Here is a 15523-nt window from a genome sequence, read left to right as displayed (position 1 = left end):
GAACCGCCTGTGGATAACCTGCGGGAAAACGGCTCCAGCCCTTTAAATGCTTGAGCTGCAAGGAACTGATCATTTATTGAGCAGTGTTTCCAGGTGCCCCGCTAAGGTAGAATGCGCGGTCTTTTCCACAGCCCGTCGCCCACCATGAACGATCCTCGCCCCACTTCCCGCCCCCTCGTCGCCGTGATCGGCGGCGGCCCTGCCGGCCTGATGGCCGCCGAGGCCCTGGCCCGACGCGGCGTGGCGGTCGAGGTGTTCGACGCCATGCCCTCGGTGGGTCGCAAGTTCCTGCTGGCCGGCGTCGGCGGTATGAACATCACCCATTCCGAGCCCTACCCTGCCTTCGTCGGCCGTTACCTGCAACGCCATGGCGAGATCGACGCCCTGTTGCGCGAGTTCGATGCCGACGCCCTGCGCCAGTGGATTCACGGCCTGGGCATCGAGACCTTCGTCGGCACCTCGGGCCGGGTGTTTCCCCGCGACATGAAGGCCGCGCCACTGCTGCGTGCCTGGCTCAAGCGCCTGCGCGAGGCGGGTGTGGTTATCCACACCCGCCACCGCTGGCTGGGCTGGCATGCCGACGGCGCCTTGCGAATCAGTTATCCACAGGGTGAGCTGGAGGTGCGAGCCGATGCCGTGGTCCTGGCCTTGGGCGGCGGCAGCTGGGCACGCCTGGGATCGGATGGCGCCTGGGTGCCGCTGCTGGCCGAACAGGGTGTGGATATCTCCGCGCTGCAGGCGAGCAACTGCGGCTTCGAAGTCGAAGGCTGGAGCGCGTTGCTCAAGGACAAGTTCGCCGGCGCGCCGCTTAAGAACATCGCCTTGAGCGTGCCCGGCGCCGCGCCGCGCAAGGGCGAATTCATCCTTACCGCCCAAGGCGTGGAAGGCAGCCTGGTGTATGCCTGGTCGGCGGCAGTGCGTGAAGCGATCAACCGCGACGGACGTGGCACCCTGTTGCTGGACCTGCTGCCTGACCGGCCTGTGGACAAGATCGCCCAGGCCCTGGCCAAGCCCCGTGGCTCGCGCTCGATGGCCAAGCACCTGCATGGCCAGCTCGGGATCGACGGGGTGAAGGCGGCGTTGTTGCGAGAGCTGACCGACCAGGCGACCTTCGCCGACCCCGCACGCCTGGCGGCGGCGATCAAGGCGTTGCCGATCACCCTGGTACGCACTCGGCCGCTGGACGAGGCGATCAGCAGTGCCGGTGGCGTGCGCTTCGAAGGGTTGGACGCGGGGCTGATGGTCCGCAACCTGCCCGGGGTGTTCTGCGCGGGGGAGATGCTGGATTGGGAAGCGCCGACCGGCGGGTACCTGCTGACGGCGTGCTTTGCCAGTGGCTTGCGGGCCGGGAGCGCGGCAGCGGATTGGCTGGCGCGCCTGGCCTGAGGAATGCCGGGGCTGCTGCGCAGCCCTTTCGCCGGCAAGCCGGCTCCCACAATGATCGCGTCGGCTTGTCGGCGAAACGGCCGACAGCGGCCCCGGATCTCAACGCTTGCGCTTGGCCGGCTTGCCGCCGAAGCTCGGCACCTTGCGCACCGCCTTGACCGCCGGCGCCGAAGCCCCCGCCTCCTCGCTGTCCATCCACCGCCCCAGGCCACGCTTGGCGCTGTTCTCCTTCGGCTTTTTCGGCTTCTTCGGCTTCTTCACCACCTGACCGTTGGCATCGGTCACCGGCACCCGATGATCGGGGATGAAGTCCGGCTCTTCATGGCGCGGCAAGGTCTGACGGATCAGCGTCTCGATCGTGGCCAGCAGTTGCACCTCGTCGGCGCACACCAGTGAGATCGCCTCGCCCTTGTTGCCCGCGCGACCGGTACGGCCGATGCGGTGCACATAATCTTCGGCGACGATCGGCAGATCGAGGTTGACCACCAGCGGCAGGTCGTCGATGTCCAGACCACGAGCGGCGACATCGGTGGCCACCAGCACCTGCACTTCACGGGCCTTGAAGCTGTCCAGCGCGCGCTGGCGGGTCGCCTGCGGGCGATCGCCATGGATGCCATCGGCGTTCACCCCTTCGGCCAGCAGGCGCTCGACCAGCTGGTCCACACCGTTGCGGGTCTTGGCGAACACCAGCACCTGCTTCCAGCGCTGCTTGCGCAGCAGGTGGCAGAACAGGTCGGCCTTGCGCTTCTTGTCCACCGGCACCAGCCATTGCTTGACGGTGCTGGCGGTGGTGTTGCGCGGGCTGACCTCGATGCTCAGTGGGTCGTTCAAGGCAAGGCCCGCGAGCATGCGGATCTGCTCGGAGAAGGTGGCCGAGAACAGCAGCGTCTGGCGCTTGCGTGGCAGCGCGGCATACACCGCCTGCAGCTCTTCGGCGAAGCCCAGGTCGAGCATGCGGTCGGCTTCGTCGAGCACCAGGGTCTGCACCTGGCCGAACTTGACGGCATTCTGGCGGAACAGGTCGAGCAGTCGCCCTGGCGTGGCCACCAGCAGGTCGACCCCCCGACGCAGGCGCATCATCTGCGGATTGATGCTGACGCCACCGTACACCGCGTAGGTGGACAGCGGCAGATTCTCGGCATACTCGCGCACGTTGGCGTGGACCTGCTCGGCCAGCTCGCGGGTCGGCACCAGCACCAGAGCGCGTATCGAGTTGCTGGCGACCTTCTCGCCTTCCAGGGCCAGGCGCTGCAGCACCGGCAGGGCGAACCCGGCGGTCTTGCCGGTGCCGGTCTGGGCCGCGGCCATCAGGTCGCGGCCGGCGAGCACGGCAGGGATGGCCTTGGCCTGGATCGGCGTGGGGGTGGTGTAGTCCAGCGTCTGCAGGGTACGCAGCAGCGGTTCGATCAGGCCGAGTTGGGCGAAGTTCATGGCAATACCGTCAGGGGTTCAGCGAAGGCGGCAAGTCTACCGCAGCGCCACGGCGGCCCAAAGAACTCATCGTGGGAGCGCTCCTTACTTGCACACCTCTTCTTTCAACACCACCGGCCGCTCCGGCGCCTTGCGCCATTGCGGCAGGCCGATCAGCACCACCGCGCCGATGATCACCGCCATGGCCACGCATTCTTCGGCGCCGATCTGCTCGCCGGCAAAGACGATCCCCAGCAGTACCGCCACCGCCGGATTGACGTAGGCATAGCTGGTGGCCGCCGCCGGACGCACATGCTTGAGCAGGTACATGTACGAGCTGAACGCCAGGATCGAACCGAAGAACACCAGGTAGGCCAGCGCCCCCCAGCCCGCGGCGGTGGGCATCTGGGTCAGGCGCTCGCCGCTCACGGCGCTGCCGATCAGCAGCGCGGCACCGCCCACCAGCATTTGCGCGGCACTGGCCATCGCCCCCTGGGGCAACGGCAGGCTCTTGCTCCACACCGAACCGAACGCCCAGGCCGCCGCGGCGAACAGGATCAACGCCGCGCCCATGGGGCTGGCCTGCAGGTTAGAACCCATGTTGAGCATGCCGATGCCGAGCAGTCCGAGGGCGATCCCCGCCCATTCCAACCGCGAGTTGCGATGGCCGAACAGCAGGCCGAACACCAGGGTGAACAGCGGCACCGTCGCCACGGCCAGGGCGGCCACGCCCGACGCGACCCCGGCATGCTCGGCCAGGGTCACGCCACCGTTGCCGCAACTGAGCAGGAGAAACCCGATGGCCCCGGCCGCACGCCATTGCGCCCAGGTCGGCGCCGGTACCCCGCGCCAGCGCAGGAAGCCATACAGCAGGCTGCCGGCAATCACGAAGCGCACGCCGGCCATCAGCAACGGCGGCCAGGACTCCACGCCGATGCGAATGAACAGATAGGTCGAGCCCCAGACCAGGTACAGGGCAAGGAAGGCGCCGATGAGCAACAACGGGAAGCGACGGGAGGCAGACATGGTGGGGGGCTCGAAATCCGTTTACGGGTGGCTTAGTTTAGAAAGGCCGCCACGCAAACTTAAGTTACAAAACACGTTTAAAACACCGAAACACTTTGCAATGCACGGTTATGCGAACGCTTCGCCGTCGATTGCAAGGCCACCTGGAATCGCCATGGACAAATACGATCGCATGCTCCTCGCCGCCCTGCTGGAAAACGGCCGGGCCACCTACGCGCAGCTGGCGCGCCAGGTCAATCTCTCGGCGCCGGCGGTGGCCGAACGCGTCGCCAAGCTGGAGGCCAGCGGCGTGATCAGCGGCTACACGGCGAAGGTGGACCTGGAGAAGATCGGCCTGCCGATCCAGTGCGTGATCGAGCTGCGCCTGGCCAGCCATGGCAACCAGCAGGCCTACGAGGCCCTGGAGAACATCCCCGAACTCACCGAATGCCATCGGGTGACCGGCGACCCGTGCGTGATCATGCAAGCGGCCGTCACTTCGATGGGCGAGCTGGAGGCGCTGATCAACCGCGTGTCGCAGCTGGGCTTCACCAAGACCTCGATCATCCTGTCGAGCGCGGTGGAGCGGCGGGTGCCGTTGGGGCAACTGGAGCTCAACGGCAAAAGAAGCTGAAGCGATCGCGTGGGCGCGTGATGTTTACTGGGGCGGCAAAGCAGCCCTAACTACATGAGTGAAAGCCGCCCGCTCCCACGCCCCCATCCGACAGGTTCGCAACGCTCAGTGGCGCAACAGCAACTTGCCTTCGATGGGCACATAGCGGCTGGCCGCACGGATCAGCGCCAGCGCCGTCAGGCCGGGCACGCCGTAGACCACCGTTTCGACGCCGTGGCGTTGCCTGGCCCGCTCCAGCAACAGATCGAAATCACCGTCCCCCGAAGCCAGCACTACCTGGTCGACCCGCGCCGCCGCTTCGATGACATCGAGGGTGATACCCACGTCCCAGTCACCCTTGGCCGAGCCATCGGCACGCTGGATATAGGGCTTGAGACGCACCTCGAAACCGAGGTTGCGCAGGATCTGCTGGAACTGCTGCTGCTTGCTGTCGCCACGGTCGATGGCGTAGGCCACCGCTTCGACGATCTGGCCTTCGCGGCTGACCTCAGCCCACAGCGCGGCGTAGTTGAAATGGCAGCCATGGCCTTGGCGAACCGTGTAGTAGAGGTTCTGCACATCGGCGAATAGCGCGATTTTCTTCACCTGAAACCCCTCTCTGGCAGTGGCGAACGATCGCGGGGCAAGCCCGCTCCCACGCTTCGCCAGGAGCGGGCTTGCCCCGCGATAAGAAGCCGCAGTATGCCAGAGCCCTCAGACGAAGGTGTCGTCGTCCGAGAAGAAGCCACCATCGTCGCCACCGTAATCGGTATCGGCGAATCCACCCTGGTCATCGCTCCAGCCACCGTTGTCCGCCACCTGTTGCGAACCCTGGTCCTGCCAGCCCCCTTGATCGCTGGCCGGCGCCGGTTCCTCCTTGATCACCTCGACGACCTCTTCGGGCTGCGAGTTGTGGTTGAACAGGCTGCTGATGCCCTGGGCCAGCAGCACACCGCCGGCGACACCGGCCGCGGTCTGCATGGCGCCACCGAGGAAACTGCTGGCGCCGCCCCGCGCCGGCGCCGCGCCGAAGCCCTGCTGCGTCGGCGGTGGGGCATAAGCCTGCTGCGAAGGCTCGCGCCAGCCGCCAGCCGACGAGGGCGGCGGGGCAACGGAGCGCTGTGGCTGTGGCTGTGGCGCCGGCGCCGGGCCGCGGGCGCCCGCGCCGAAGATGCTGGAGAGGAAACCACCGCCACCGTTGCCGCTGGAACGGCTTGCCTCCAGCTGCGCGCGAGCCTGCTTCAGCTCGGCCTCGAGCTGCTTGTTCTGCTCGTCCATGCGTTTGATCGCGGCTTCCTGGACCAGGATCGCCTGGGCCATGTAGTACGGCGCCGCCGGCTGCTGGCGCAGATGCTCTTCGATACGCGCCTGGGCCTGGGCGTCGCGCGGCTGGGCCGGATCCTCGGCTTGCTTGATGCGGCCGAACAGGCCATCGATCAGGGTTTGTTCTTCAGTGTTCATCGGGGCAACCTCGTGCGCTGAACAGGACATCGGACAGCGTCAAAGATGGGGGGGCACAATGGCTGATTCAATTGTCCTGGCCATGAAACTTTTTTCAGCAAGCGGGCCGACTGGGCTAAAGTTACGCCCTGCTTTTTCTGCCATGCGATGTTGACCGATGAATCCGCTGAGCGTTCTGCGCGACTCCCTGTACTTCTTCCGCCGCCACCTGACGAGCATCCTCCAACTGTGCCTGCCACTGGTGGTGCTCGAGGCCCTGGGCACCCAACTGCTCTACAGTCAGCTGGGCGAGCAGGCCTCGCCGGTCTACGGCATGCTCGTCAGCCTGCTGTTCTATCCGCTGTACAGCGCCGCGCTGATCCTCTACCTCGATACCCGCAGCAACGGCCAGGACATCGCCAAGCGCGACCTGTTCGCCCGCGCCCTGCAACTGTGGCCGATGCTGGCGCTGCTGGTGGTGATCAGCTCGCTGCTGATCATGGCCGGCCTGGCGTTGTTCATATTCCCCGGCGTATGGATCATGGTGAACCTGGTGTTCGCCGAGTACCTGCTGGTGCTGCGCGGCCTGCCGGTGATCGAGTCGATGCGCACCAGCGCGCGCATGACCACCGGGCACTTCCTGCGCATCATGGTCTGCATGCTCTCGGTGCTGGCGCCGCTGTGGCTGATCGACGGGCTGCTGCTGACCCTGTTCCCCGAGCCGCAGCCCGGCGTGCAGCTGGCCCTGGACAGCCTCAGCGGCTTCCTCCAGCTGTTCAGCACCGTGGTGCTGTATCGCCTCTTCATGCTGCTGGACAGCGAAGCCAGCGCCTGACTGGTCGGCCGACGAACGGCTCGGTTATGCTGGCGCCACCTGCACCGACAAGCCGAACCGATGATCCGTCCACTGCGCAACGTCCTGCTGTTCGCCCTGCTGCTACTGGCCGCGCTCTGGCTCCTGGCCGGTCACCTGGCCTGGCAACCTGCCCCCCGCGAAGCGCTGGCGGTCGCCTGCAACGGCCCCGCGCAGCCCCTGGCGCCAGGCCAGGCGCTCAAGGTGATGACCTGGAACGTGCAGTACCTGGCCGGCAAGCGCTATGTGTTCTGGTACGACCAGGGCCGAGGCGACGATACCCGCCCCAGCGCCGAAGACCTCGCCTTCAACCTCGATGAAGTGGCCCGGGTGATCCGCGCCGAGCAGCCGGACATCGTCCTGCTCCAGGAGCTGGACAAGGAGGCCAAGGCCACCGACTACCAGGACCAGTTCGCCCTGCTGCGCGAGCGCCTGGTCGACCTCTATCCCTGCAGCGTGCAGACCTACGACTGGAAGGCCGGCTTCGTCCCCGATCGGCATGTCTTCGGCAGTGTCGGCCGCACCCTGGCCACTCTCAGCCGCTTCCCGATCGACAAGGCCGAACGCCTGCAACTGCCCAACGCGGCCGACGGCGCCCTTGCGCGGCTGCGTGAAACACAACCGGCGTTGCTGGTCAGCTACCTGCCGTTGAGCGACGGCAGCCGGCTGGCGGTGCTCAACACTCGGCTCTCGCCCTACCGCCTCGGCAGCGACCTGCAGCAACGCCAGGTGAAGCACGTGGCCAAGGTGCTCGACCGTCTGGAAACCCAGGGCACGCCCTGGTTGATCGGCGGCGACTTCAACCTGCTGCCGCTGGGCCAGTACCGCCGCCTGCCTGCGGCGCAGCGCGGCAGCTACCCCGCCGACAGCGACCTGCACCTGCTCTGGGACAAGTACCCGATGATCCCCAGCAATGCCGAAGCCGGCGGCGCGGACCGCACCCTCGATTACCTGCTGCACAGCCCGCGCCTGCTGCGTGTGGAGGCACGGGTGCTGCAAGAGGACACGTTGCAGATCTCCGATCACTTGCCGGTGACGGCGCGGCTGCTGCTGCCAGAGCGCCGCTGAACCACACCGATACAGGACCCGAAGACCGATGCAACCGTCCACCACCGCTTGCCCAGCAGGAGCACAACGACCTGAAAGCCACCGTACTGCGGCGGTGCTGAGCGTCGTTTCCCTGCTGGCATTCATGCTGACCGTCGGATCGACGGCTGGCCATTACCTGGGCGGTACCAACCCAACGCTGTTGATCAGCCTGCTGTGCCTGTCATTGCTGATGAACCTGTATGTCTTTTCAAGCCTTCTGGAGATGACCCTGACGAAGGGCCTGCTGGAACTCAAATCGAGCATTGCGCTCGGTGTGGTGATCCTTGCCGTGCTGCTGAAGTTCTCGCAGATTGACGCCCAGGCCGACGTCAACGCGATCTTCCATGTAGACCCCTCGCGCCTGCCGATGACGATGGGCGCCGCGACCCTCTTTCACCTGCTGATCAAGGTCCATTGGCCGATCTACGGCGCTTTCGTCCTGTCCCTGTGGTTGCTGGTGTTCTCCAACGAGGCACGGCTCAAGAAAAAGGCCAAGCTCTCCTACCCCCTGTGCCATTTCGTCAACAGCCTGGGCCTTCTGCTGATCGCCATGGCGATCAGCTCCTTGCTGGTCGACAGCGAGCGGCGCCACCAGATTCTCTACCGCTATGCGCACATGGCTGACTTCATCAGCTATACGCCCTGCAGCAACATCCACCCCGATGAATTCGACGCCCTGTACATCGACCATGCCCCTGCCAGACTGCTGATCGCGCCCAAGATCACCGACAGCGAACTGATCGAGCCGGAGAAACACTGGCTGCTGAAGTTCGTGCGCGTTCCGTCCTCGTTCCGGACTGTCACCTGCGATTATGCGAGCGCCACCACCACGGCCGCCGAGCATCAAGTCCCGCGCGGCTTGGCCCGCGCCGTGGCCTCGGCCACCAGTGGATCGTCCGGCCAGTAGTGCTTGGGATAACGCCCTTTGAGGTCCTTCTTCACCTCGGCATAGGTAGTGCGCCAGAAGTTCGCCAGGTCCTGGGTCACCTGCACCGGGCGACGCGCCGGCGACAGCAGGTGCAGCTTGACCTGCTGGCGACCATTGGCGATGCGCGGGGTATCGGCCAGGCCGAACAGCTCCTGCAGGCGTACGGCGAGGATCGGCGGATGCTCGCTGTAGTCCAGGCGGATGCTCGAGCCCGAAGGCACGGCCAGGTGCGCCGGGGCAAGTTCGTCCAGGCGCTGGGGCAGCGGCCAGGGCAGCAGGTTGCGCAGGATCGAGGGCAGGTCCAGGGCGGCGAAGTGGCTCAGGCGCGACACCTTGCCCAGATAGGGTTGCAGCCAGTCTTCCAGGCTGGCGAGCAAGGCGTCGTCGCTCAGGTTGGGCCATTCGCTCTGGCCATCCTTTTCCAGGTCGAGCTGGCGCAGCAACGCGACCCGCGCCTGCCACTGGCGCAGTTCAGGCGTCCAGCTCAGCACGTTCAGCCCTTTGCGTCGCACCAGCCCCAGCAGCGCCTTGGCCCGTGCGTCATCATCCAGCCCAGGCAGGGGTTCACGGCTGAGCACCAGTTCGCCGACCTTGCGCTGACGTTCGGCGCGCAGCACCTGCTCACGCTCGTCCCAGTCGAGCACGTCGAGATTGTCGACCTGCTCGGCCAGGACATCGTCGAACAGCGCCGGGTCGAACTCGGCGGCCAGATAGATGCGCTCTTCACGCTGCCCTTGACGGCTGCCGAGGTCGGCGATCACCAGCCAGGGGCTTTTCATCAGCGCGTCGGCTTCGGCGAACAGCGCCGCCCGGCCATTGGCCAGACGGTATTCGGCACCGCCCTCGCGACGCTGTTGCGCCACCCGGTCGGGGTAGGCCAGCGCCAGCAGCGCGCCCAGCCAACGCGGATGATCAGGGTCGTCGATCGGCGAGCGTGGCTTGCCGCGCAGCTGCCCCCGGTACTGGCGGGCCAGCTGCCGGGCGCGTTGCACGCCACCTTGCCCTCCCCGGGACACCCGGCTTTCTCCGCTGAGCAGTGCCAGGCGGCTGTGCAGGTCGGCGCCGCCGCCGCGCAGGATATCGCGCTCGCCCAGCAGCGCCGCGACGTCACAGGCCATGGCGGCCAATCCGAGGTCCTGGCCACGCAGCAGCAGATGGGCGATGCGCGGATGCGCGGGCAGCTCGGCCATGGCCTGGCCGTGGGCGTTCAGGTGGTCACGGCTGCCAGGCTTGAAAGCGCCGAGCCGGGCCAGCAGGTCCTGGGCCTGGGCATAGGCGGCCATGGGCGGCTGGTCGAGCCAGCTCAGTTGCTCTGGGGGCACGCCCCAGCGCGCCAGCTGCAGGGCCAGCCCGGCCAGGTCGGCCTGGAGGATTTCGGCGCCGGCGTGGGCCGCCAGCTGCTCATGCTGGGCTTCGGACCACAGCCGGTAGCACACCCCGGGCTCCAGACGCCCGGCGCGACCGGCACGCTGGGTGGCGCTGGCGCGGGAAATGCGCTGGGTATCCAGGCGGGTCATGCCGCTGCCGGGATCGAAGCGCGGGACCCGCGCCAGCCCGGCATCGATCACCACGCGCACGCCGTCGATGGTCAGGCTGGTCTCCGCGATATTGGTGGCCAGCACCACCTTGCGCTGGCCCTGGGGAGCCGGTTCGATGGCGGCGCGCTGGGCGCTCAGGTCGAGCTCGCCGTGCAGCGGGCAGAGCAGGATGCCGGGACGGTCGCCCAGGGCCTCCTGCAACGACTGGTGAACACGGCGAATCTCGGCCTGGCCGGGAAGGAACACCAGCAGGCTGCCGGTCTCGTCCGCCAGGGCCTGGAGCACGCAGTCGACCACCCGTGGCTCGACGAACTCGCCAGGCTGGCCAGGCCGCCCCCAGCGGATATCCACCGGATGCATGCGGCCCTGGCTGCTGACGATCGGGGCATCGTCGAGCAACCGCGACAGCCGCTCGCCTTCCAGCGTCGCCGACATCAGCAGGATCTTCAGCGGTGGCTCGTCGCGCAGCAACGCGCGGCCATTGAGGCTCAGGGCCAGCGCCAGGTCGGCGTCGAGGCTGCGCTCGTGGAACTCGTCGAAGATCAACAGCCCCACGCCTTCGAGCGCCGGGTCGGCCTGCAGGCGGCGGGTGAGGATGCCTTCGGTGACCACTTCGATACGGGTGTTCGGGCCGACCTTGCTGTCCAGACGGATGCGATAGCCCACGGTCTCGCCGACCTTTTCACCCAGCTCGCTGGCCAGGCGCTCGGCCGCGGCGCGGGCGGCCAGGCGCCGGGGTTCGAGCATGAGGATGGTCTGCCCGGCCAGCCACGGCTCGTCGAGCAGCGCCAGGGGTACACGGGTGGTCTTGCCGGCGCCGGGAGGCGCCTCGAGCACCGCTTCGTCACGTTCGGCCAGGGCCTGGCGCAGGTCGGACAGTACGGCATCGATCGGTAATGAAATCATGGTGGTCCTCGAACAATCGTCCGAGTATAACGGCGAACCGAGGCTGCCCTATCATGGTCTGAAGCTTCAGGCGTCGGCGACTGCCGCGCCCTTGTCGTCGTTACCTTTCGGAGATTCACATGCGCATCCCTTCCCGCGTCATCGGTGGCGCCCTCATCGCCACCCTGCTGACCCAGCTGACGGCCTGCGGCACCCTGTTCTACCCCGATCGCCGGGGGCAGATCGAAGGCAAGATCGACCCCGTGGTCGCGGCGCTGGATGCCATCGGCATTCTCTTCTACGTCATTCCCGGCCTGATCGCCTTCGGCATCGACTTCGCCACGGGTGCCATCTACTACCCGGGGGGCACCACGGCCCATGTCGATCCGGCCAAGCTCGCGCCCGCGATCAACGCCGATGGCCAGGTCGACAAGCTCAAGCTGCAGGCTATCCTCGAAAGCGAACTGGGCCAGCGCCTGCCGCTGAACGATCCACGGCTGATCCAGCACCGTGGCAGCGTCGAGCAACTGGCCAGCCACGGCCTGGTACCGGCCGCCTGACCCAGCCAAGGACGACCAGCCGCGCATGACCGCGACCGCCGAACACAAACGCCTGCTGCGCCTGGCCACCCGCGCCTCGCTGAGCGTGGCCTGCATCCTGGTGCTGAGCAAGGCGGTGGCCTGGTGGCTGAGTGGCTCGGTCAGCCTGCTGGCCGGGCTGACCGACTCGGCGCTGGATGCCGCCGCCTCCTTCCTCAACCTGCTGGCCGTGCATTACGCCTTGCGCCCGGCCGATGACGACCATCGTTTCGGCCACGGCAAGGCCGAAGCCCTGGCCGGCATGGCCCAGGCGCTGTTCATCGGGGTCAGTGCAGTGCTGATCGCAGTCCAGGCGGTGGATCGGCTGAAGTCGCCGGAGCCCCTGGGCGATACCGCCGCCGGCATCGCGGTGATGCTGTTGTCCCTGGCGCTGACCGTGGCGCTGCTGGCATTCCAGCGCAAGGTCATCCGCCTGACCGGCTCCACCGCGGTGCGCGCCGACTCCCTGCACTACCGCTCCGACCTGCTGCTCAACAGCAGCATTCTGCTGGCACTGCTGCTGGCGCGCTTCGGCTGGCCACAGCTGGATGCGCTGTTCGGCCTGGGGATTGCCCTGTACATCCTCTGGAGCGCGGTGCAGATCGCCCGGGAGAGCACGGCGATTCTCATGGACAAGGAACTGCCGGCGGATGTCGGCGAGCGCATGCTCGAGGTGGTGATGGCGATTCCGGGCGTGAAGGGCGTGCACGATCTGCGCACCCGGGTCTCCGGCAGTCACTGGTTCGTGCAGCTGCATCTGGAACTGCCGGGCGAGCTGCCGTTGCACGACGCCCATGCGCTGTGCGTGCAGGCATCGCAGGCGATCCGCGAACGCTACCCGCGGGCGGATGTGATGGTGCATGCCGATCCGGTGTAGGGGCATGCAGGCAGACAAAATCGAAAGAGTCGCGTTGCGATCGATGCTTGACCTTGAAAGCGCTAGCAGGCTCAAGCTATCCCGAGAGCGGGACTGACATCCAGCTCTCGGGATAAATCTCAAGATCAGGCAAGTACAAACTCAAAGTTGTCGAATGTCGGCGCTGAAACATAACTACTGACTTTGAACGACAGAATAGGCTTGTCGGGCGACGTGTAACTCAAGTGATGGACATTAGGGGCATACCCCGGCCGCCTCTCGGTCCCTTTGGGCAATGGGAATACTTTTAGATCGCCGACTTTGTCCGTACACGCCTTGTCACTGAAAAGCTCAATCTTCAATGGATGAATCAGGGAAACCATGCAATCGAACGACACCTGTCGAACAGGGCCAGTTTTCAGCTCAAAGGACACAACAGAAGTTGCATGCAAGCCGAAGCACCGCCCCCCCATCGGCCTGCCTCCGTCGCCTTTCATCAACCCCGAAATCATCTGACCCGAGAGACACCGGATCTTCATGGTCGGATAATCCAGTTCGCTCTTGGCTTTCAACCAGGCCACGGGATGATTGGGCTCCTCGAACTCCTCGCGAAGAGCCGAAGGCTTGATGACGCCTTCCAGCTCGAACGTCACCGGCTGCGAGACGATTTTGTCCCCCGACGGATAACGCACGACCTCGTAAGTCATCACCACGTTTTTCTTGCCGTCGAGCCCCGCCAGATCGCGTTGCGAAAGGGTGACGGTCTGCTTGCCAACCTGCGTCACCACGTGTTCCTTCACCGTCGAGTCACCGAACTTGATCAGGATCCGGTCGCCAACCGCCATGCCTTCGTACTGTGGAATCTCGACCTTCAAACCGTCGCCAGACACCTGCCCAAGGTCCAGCTTGCCATCACCGGCCGAAGGAACATGGACAGGTGCATGGTTCTTGCGCAGCATCGCCGGCGTGGCGATCCGGAAGATGAAATCTTCGGAAACCTGGGTTGGCTTGCCTTCCCACTCGACCAGGTAATACGCCCATACCTTGACCGGCTCATCGCCCTTGATCGCCAATTCTTCCGCAGGAATCTGGAAGGGGCTGACCTCATCACCGGCCTGCAGGACCTGTTCATCCTCGTAATAGCCACCCTCGGAGGTTTCCCAGATCACCGTTACCGTCGAAGGAGTTGGCTTGGGTGCCTCTGGCGGCACGATGATCTCCATGTACAGCTCATAGTCCGGCAATTCTGGGTTGAGAACGTTATCCGGCAGTGTCGGCTCGGTGAAAGGTGCCGGCAGCGTTTCGGCGGGCTCGCCGATGTCGTACCTGACCACTTCCGAACGCAGCACCCGGGTGCCCCGCTTGATCTCATAGGAGACATCCACCCAACCACCGTCGAAGGGCTTGAAGAACGGGTCACGCGCGAGTCGGATCGACATCGTCTTGCCTGCCCGGTTCTTCGTCACCCGGAACATCTTGCTGCTCAACGCCGAAGTCGTGCCATCGGACGCGGTGGCAAGCCACTTGACGGTGACCTCGTCTTCTTCCTGCAACCCCGCCTGGGCCGGGATGCGCACATGATTGGCCGGAAGATCCGGGTCTACCCAATAATCCTCGGACTTGTGCAGCCAGGGTGCCGGCAACCGCGCAGGAGCGCCCTTGATATTGATGAAGGCGGCCTTGGACGTGGTCTGCTTGCCGTTGCGGACAAGGGTATGGGTAAGGCGCACCACGCCCCCGCCCAACGCGGTCAGAACCTCGTACGGCACCTCGAAACGCTGGGTGGCGGCACCTTGCGTGACGGACACGGGGCCATAGCTCAGCGGGATCTCCTGCCCTGCATCGGTGGTACCGACCCAGTTCAATACCACGCTGTCCCCTTCTTCGAATGGTCCAGATACCTCGATCACGACAGGGCTGACGTCAACGTTGCCCAATTCGATCTCGCCCGAGCTATTGGCCGCGCCCTCGCCGTCCAGCACGACCGGTGCCTCCAGTTCGAGATCGGCGAGGTTGACCTTCACCCATTGATCGCCTGACCACTCCGATTCGTTGCCGACCTCATCGGTAACGAAGTAGTAGACAGGCAATGCGTCGCTGTCACCGGCGCGTTTGATGACGGCTTCGCTGACTTCGATCACCACAGGCTTTCCAACCTGGTCCTGGGTGACGACGTGGTCGATCAGTTCATCCCCCCAGAACAGCGTGATCACATCATGCACTTTCATGTTCAGGTATGCCGGCACAGTCACCTTGACACTCGCCCTGGCATCGTTCGCGCCGACACTACCCGACGCGGGTAGCGCGACAGTCGGCGCGGCCAGTTCTTGGCCTGCGCCTGTCGTCCCTTGCACACCGGGTTGTCCGAAACGGTAAAGCGTGGTGACAGTGGGCGATTTTTCTTCTCGGGTTCTGTTGCCGACCTTGTAATACAGCGACTGCAAGCTACGAGGCACATTTTCAGCGTCTACCCGCACGGTCAGATAGCTACCCACCTGCGCCGCACTGACCCTGATCGACCCTACCCGCCCCTTGCCCCAGAACACCCGTACGCGGTCACCTTCCTTCATGTTCGGATAGGCAGGCACGATGATCTGGACGCCTTCGTTGTCTTCGACTCGATCGTTACTGATACCGAAATCCGCACTGGGCACACCCACCAATGCATCTTGCACATAAGGTCGAGGTAACCCGGATGTCGCCGTGTCGGGGTACTTCTTGGCAAAGGCCGCGAGTTCGCTGGCGATGGCCTGCTTGCCATCAGAGTCATCGACGATGACGTCTTCCTGGTTCAGCGGTTCTACAGGTGCCTCAGAATTATTGACCCATTCCATGTCCGTTCTCCATGCGCTATTTGATTGCCAGAGTGGCAGGGACAACTTAGGGCTGAAGGAGGCAGGCCAACAACTGGCAAATCTGATAGGGGCTGGCTGGCAATGGCT

13 protein-coding genes are annotated in these 15523 nt (G+C 65.3%); 7 read left to right on the top strand and 6 right to left on the bottom strand.

The features are described 5' to 3' along the window. The first annotated feature begins 144 nt into the window (after positions 1 to 144). Positions 145 to 1386, top strand: a complete 1242-nt coding sequence (locus N7422_RS11525; RefSeq protein WP_279806652.1) for a TIGR03862 family flavoprotein — start codon at positions 145 to 147, stop codon at positions 1384 to 1386. A 99-nt stretch (positions 1387 to 1485) separates the two neighbouring features. On the opposite strand, the gene N7422_RS11520 is transcribed toward N7422_RS11525, so the two are convergent. Both N7422_RS11520 and yedA read right to left on the bottom strand, forming a co-directional pair. Next, entirely contained in the window at positions 1486 to 2817 is a 1332-nt protein-coding gene (locus N7422_RS11520) for a DEAD/DEAH box helicase (RefSeq protein ID WP_279806651.1), read from the bottom strand. Positions 2818 to 2901: 84 nt separating this feature from the next. Beyond that, positions 2902 to 3822, bottom strand: a complete 921-nt coding sequence (yedA, locus tag N7422_RS11515; protein WP_279806650.1) for a drug/metabolite exporter YedA — start codon at positions 3820 to 3822, stop codon at positions 2902 to 2904. A gap of 154 nt (positions 3823 to 3976) precedes the next feature. Here yedA and N7422_RS11510 point away from each other — a divergent pair, with 154 nt between their 5' ends. Then, a complete protein-coding gene (locus tag N7422_RS11510) occupies positions 3977 to 4435 on the top strand; it encodes an Lrp/AsnC family transcriptional regulator (RefSeq protein ID WP_279806649.1) in 459 nt (152 codons plus the stop codon). A 105-nt stretch (positions 4436 to 4540) separates the two neighbouring features. Here N7422_RS11510 and N7422_RS11505 read toward each other — a convergent pair whose 3' ends face one another. Both N7422_RS11505 and N7422_RS11500 read right to left on the bottom strand, forming a co-directional pair. Then, positions 4541 to 5020 carry an NYN domain-containing protein gene (locus tag N7422_RS11505; RefSeq protein ID WP_279806648.1) on the bottom strand — a complete coding sequence of 160 codons (480 nt, stop codon included), beginning with the start codon at positions 5018 to 5020 and terminating at the stop codon, positions 4541 to 4543. A gap of 108 nt (positions 5021 to 5128) precedes the next feature. Further along, the gene (locus N7422_RS11500) at positions 5129 to 5875 is read right to left on the bottom strand and encodes a DUF2076 domain-containing protein (RefSeq protein WP_279806647.1); all 747 of its coding nucleotides are present in this window, start codon (positions 5873 to 5875) and stop codon (positions 5129 to 5131) included. A 157-nt stretch (positions 5876 to 6032) separates the two neighbouring features. On the opposite strand from N7422_RS11500, the gene N7422_RS11495 reads away from it, so the two are divergent. From N7422_RS11495 to N7422_RS11485, 3 genes are read left to right on the top strand one after another with little or no spacing between them, the layout of a single operon-like run. Next, positions 6033 to 6689 carry a YciC family protein gene (locus N7422_RS11495; protein ID WP_279806646.1) on the top strand — a complete coding sequence of 219 codons (657 nt, stop codon included), beginning with the start codon at positions 6033 to 6035 and terminating at the stop codon, positions 6687 to 6689. A gap of 60 nt (positions 6690 to 6749) precedes the next feature. Further along, positions 6750 to 7775, top strand: coding sequence for an endonuclease/exonuclease/phosphatase family protein (locus tag N7422_RS11490; RefSeq protein WP_279806645.1), 1026 nt, complete (start codon positions 6750 to 6752; stop codon positions 7773 to 7775). A 28-nt stretch (positions 7776 to 7803) separates the two neighbouring features. Further along, positions 7804 to 8703, top strand: coding sequence for a hypothetical protein (locus N7422_RS11485; RefSeq protein ID WP_279806644.1), 900 nt, complete (start codon positions 7804 to 7806; stop codon positions 8701 to 8703). On the opposite strand, the gene hrpB is transcribed toward N7422_RS11485, so the two are convergent. Further along, a complete protein-coding gene (gene hrpB / locus N7422_RS11480) occupies positions 8640 to 11168 on the bottom strand; it encodes an ATP-dependent helicase HrpB (RefSeq protein WP_279806643.1) in 2529 nt (842 codons plus the stop codon). The genes N7422_RS11485 and hrpB overlap by 64 nt on opposite strands. Before the next feature lie 119 nt (positions 11169 to 11287). Between hrpB and N7422_RS11475 the strand changes: the two genes are divergently transcribed. Together N7422_RS11475 and N7422_RS11470 are read left to right on the top strand one after the other, a co-directional pair. Next, positions 11288 to 11707, top strand: coding sequence for a polyribonucleotide nucleotidyltransferase (locus N7422_RS11475; protein WP_279806642.1), 420 nt, complete (start codon positions 11288 to 11290; stop codon positions 11705 to 11707). 25 nt (positions 11708 to 11732) lie between these two features. Then, positions 11733 to 12602, top strand: a complete 870-nt coding sequence (locus N7422_RS11470) for a cation diffusion facilitator family transporter (protein ID WP_279806641.1) — start codon at positions 11733 to 11735, stop codon at positions 12600 to 12602. A 125-nt stretch (positions 12603 to 12727) separates the two neighbouring features. Here N7422_RS11470 and N7422_RS11465 read toward each other — a convergent pair whose 3' ends face one another. Continuing rightward, entirely contained in the window at positions 12728 to 15415 is a 2688-nt protein-coding gene (locus N7422_RS11465) for a hypothetical protein (protein WP_279806640.1), read from the bottom strand. Between the last annotated feature and the right edge of the window lie 108 nt (positions 15416 to 15523).

It is taken from the genome of Pseudomonas sp. GD04091 (assembly GCF_029836165.1).
GTDB lineage: Bacteria > Pseudomonadota > Gammaproteobacteria > Pseudomonadales > Pseudomonadaceae > Aquipseudomonas.
Note: the sequence above shows the minus strand (reverse complement) of the source record. Positions and strands in the feature narration are given on the sequence as shown.

What these genes read in the sequence shown, in the direction of transcription:
- N7422_RS11525 (WP_279806652.1), top strand. Translation starts at nt 145, where the DNA reads ATGAACGATCCTCGCCCCACTTCCCGCCCCCTCGTCGCCGTGATCGGC.
- N7422_RS11520 (WP_279806651.1), bottom strand. Translation starts at nt 2,817, where the DNA reads ATGAACTTCGCCCAACTCGGCCTGATCGAACCGCTGCTGCGTACCCTG.
- yedA (WP_279806650.1), bottom strand. Translation starts at nt 3,822, where the DNA reads ATGTCTGCCTCCCGTCGCTTCCCGTTGTTGCTCATCGGCGCCTTCCTT.
- N7422_RS11510 (WP_279806649.1), top strand. Translation starts at nt 3,977, where the DNA reads ATGGACAAATACGATCGCATGCTCCTCGCCGCCCTGCTGGAAAACGGC.
- N7422_RS11500 (WP_279806647.1), bottom strand. Translation starts at nt 5,875, where the DNA reads ATGAACACTGAAGAACAAACCCTGATCGATGGCCTGTTCGGCCGCATC.
- N7422_RS11495 (WP_279806646.1), top strand. Translation starts at nt 6,033, where the DNA reads ATGAATCCGCTGAGCGTTCTGCGCGACTCCCTGTACTTCTTCCGCCGC.
- N7422_RS11490 (WP_279806645.1), top strand. Translation starts at nt 6,750, where the DNA reads ATGATCCGTCCACTGCGCAACGTCCTGCTGTTCGCCCTGCTGCTACTG.
- N7422_RS11485 (WP_279806644.1), top strand. Translation starts at nt 7,804, where the DNA reads ATGCAACCGTCCACCACCGCTTGCCCAGCAGGAGCACAACGACCTGAA.
- hrpB (WP_279806643.1), bottom strand. Translation starts at nt 11,168, where the DNA reads ATGATTTCATTACCGATCGATGCCGTACTGTCCGACCTGCGCCAGGCC.
- N7422_RS11475 (WP_279806642.1), top strand. Translation starts at nt 11,288, where the DNA reads ATGCGCATCCCTTCCCGCGTCATCGGTGGCGCCCTCATCGCCACCCTG.
- N7422_RS11470 (WP_279806641.1), top strand. Translation starts at nt 11,733, where the DNA reads ATGACCGCGACCGCCGAACACAAACGCCTGCTGCGCCTGGCCACCCGC.
- N7422_RS11465 (WP_279806640.1), bottom strand. Translation starts at nt 15,415, where the DNA reads ATGGAATGGGTCAATAATTCTGAGGCACCTGTAGAACCGCTGAACCAG.